The following is a 2,988-nucleotide window of genomic DNA, read 5'->3' as shown; positions in this document are numbered from 1 at the left end:
ATATAATGAGATAATTTCCATTATAACTGCTAACTCAGACATCTTTGTAGATAATGGCGATGGTACTTTTACACATACAGCAGCCGATGGTACTGTAGTAACATTTGATGCAAATACACTAACAATGGTTTCTAATGGTGACGGTACCTATACCTTCACTAATGCTAATGGCGACACAATTACCGTTGATGTTGTTGGGGATGTAGTAACTAACATTCAAAATCAAGGCGATATATATAATGAGATAATTTCCATTATAACTGCTAACTCAGACATCTTTGTAGATAATGGCGATGGTACTTTTACACATACAGCAGCCGATGGTACTGTAGTAACATTTGATGCAAATACACTAACAATGATTGCTAATGGTGACGGTACCTATACCTTCACTAATGCTAATGGCGACACAATCACCGTTGATGTTGTTGGGGATGTAGTAACTAACATCCAAAACCAAGGTGATATATATAATGAGATAATTTCCATTATAACTGCTAACTCAGACATCTTTGTAGATAATGGCGATGGTACTTTTACACATACAGCAGCCGATGGTACTGTAGTAACATTTAATGCAAATACACTAACAATGATTGCTAATGGTGATGGTACCTACACCTTCACTAATGCTAATGGCGACACAATCACCGTTGATGTTGTTGGGGATGTAGTAACTAACATTCAAAATCAAGGCGATATATATAATGAGATAATTTCCATTATAACTGCTAACTCAGACATCTTTGTAGATAATGGCGATGGTACTTTTACACATACAGCAGCCGATGGTACTGTGGTAACATTTGATGCAAATACACTAACAATGATTGCTAATGGTGACGGTACCTACACCTTCACTAATGCTAATGGCGACACAATCACCGTTGATGTTGTTGGGGATGTGGTAACTAACATTCAAAATCAAGGCGATATATATAATGAAATTATCAACATTATAACCAACACCACAGGTTCGGATAAATTGGTAGACAATGGTGATGGTACTTTTACGCATACTACAGTAAATGGAGATGTAATTACTTTCGATGCAAACACCACTACATTGGTAGATAACGGTAATGGAACTTACACACTAACCAACGCAAATGGTGATACAATTACAATTGATGTTGTTGGAGATATAGTAACCAACATCCAGAACCAAGGTGATATCTATAATGAAATTATCAATCTTATTACAAACACAACAGGTTCAGACCTCTTCGTAGATAATGGCGATGGTACATTTACGCATACTACAGTAAATGGAGATGTAATTACGTTTGATGCTAACACGACTACATTGTTAGATAACGGTAATGGAACTTACACACTAACCAACGCAAATGGTGATACAATTACAATTGATGTTGTTGGAGATGTGGTAACTAACATCCAGAATCAAGGTGATATTTATAATGAAATTATCAACCTTATTACCAATACCACAGGTTCAGACCTTTTCGTAGATAATGGCGATGGTACGTTTACGCATACTACAGTAAATGGAGATGTAATTACGTTTGATGCAAACACCACTACATTGGTAGACAATGGTAATGGAACTTACACACTGACAAATGCAAATGGTGATACAATTACAATTGATGTTGTTGGAGATGTAGTAACCAACATCCAAAACCAAGGTGATATCTATAATGAAATTATCAACCTTATTACCAATACAACAGGTTCAGACCTCTTCGTAGATAATGGCGATGGTACCTTTACGCATACTACAGTAAATGGAGATGTAATTACTTTCGATGCAAACACGACTACATTGTTAGATAACGGTAATGGAACTTACACACTAACCAACGCAAATGGTGACACGATCACAATTGATGTTGTTGGAGATGTGGTAACTAACATCCAGAATCAAGGTGATATCTATAATGAAATTATCAACCTTATTACCAATACAACAGGTTCAGACCTTTTCGTTGATAATGGCGATGGTACTTTTACGCATACTACAGTAAATGGAGATGTAATTACTTTCGACGCAAACACCACTACATTGTTAGATTACGGTAATGGAACTTACACACTAACCAACGCAAATGGTGACACGATCACAATTGATGTTGTTGGAGATGTGGTAACTAATATCCAGAACCAAGGTGATATCTATGATGAAATTATCAACCTTATTACCAATACAACAGGTTCAGACCTTTTCGTAGATAATGGTGATGGAACGTTTACGCATACTACAGTAAATGGAGATGTAATTACTTTCGATGCAAACACCACTACATTGTTAGATAACGGTAATGGAACTTACACACTAACCAACGCAAATGGTGATACAATTACAATCGATGTTGTTGGAGATGTGGTAACTAACATCCAGAACCAAGGTGATATCTATAATGAAATTATCAACCTTATTACCAACACAACAGGTTCAGATAAATTCGTAGACAATGGTGATGGTACGTTTACGCATACTACAGTAAATGGAGATGTAATTACGTTTGATGCTAACACAACTACATTGTTAGATAATGGGGATGGAACTTACACACTAACCAACGCAAATGGTGATACAATCGCAATCGATGTTGTTGGAGATGTGGTAACCAACATCCAGAATCAAGGTGATATTTATAATGAAATTATCAACCTTATTACCAACAGCACAGGTTCAGACCTTTTCGTAGACAATGGCGATGGTACATTTACGCATACTACAGTAAATGGAGATGTAATTACGTTTGATGCTAACACCACTACATTGGTAGATAACGGTAATGGAACTTACACACTAACCAACGCAAATGGTGATACAATTACAATTGATGTTGTTGGGGATGTGGTAACCAATATCCAGAACCAAGGTGATATCTATGATGAAATTATCAACCTTATTACCAACACCACAGGTTCAGATAAATTCGTAGATAATGGCGATGGTACGTTTACGCATACTACAGTAAATGGAGATGTAATTACTTTCGATGCAAACACCACTACATT

Annotated in this window: 1 protein-coding gene; it reads left to right on the top strand. The window is 36.4% G+C overall.

Annotation, left to right across the window (positions count from 1 at the left end; translation table 11 throughout):
• Nucleotides 1–2,988, top strand: a 2,988-nt coding sequence (locus G3A46_RS13990; protein ID WP_165150756.1) for a hypothetical protein, incomplete at both ends; no start/stop codon positions are given.

Origin of the sequence: Aequorivita sp. KMM 9714 (assembly GCF_011065475.1) — a bacterium.
In the GTDB taxonomy this organism is placed as follows: domain Bacteria; phylum Bacteroidota; class Bacteroidia; order Flavobacteriales; family Flavobacteriaceae; genus Aequorivita; species Aequorivita sinensis.
Note: the sequence above shows the minus strand (reverse complement) of the source record. Positions and strands in the feature narration are given on the sequence as shown.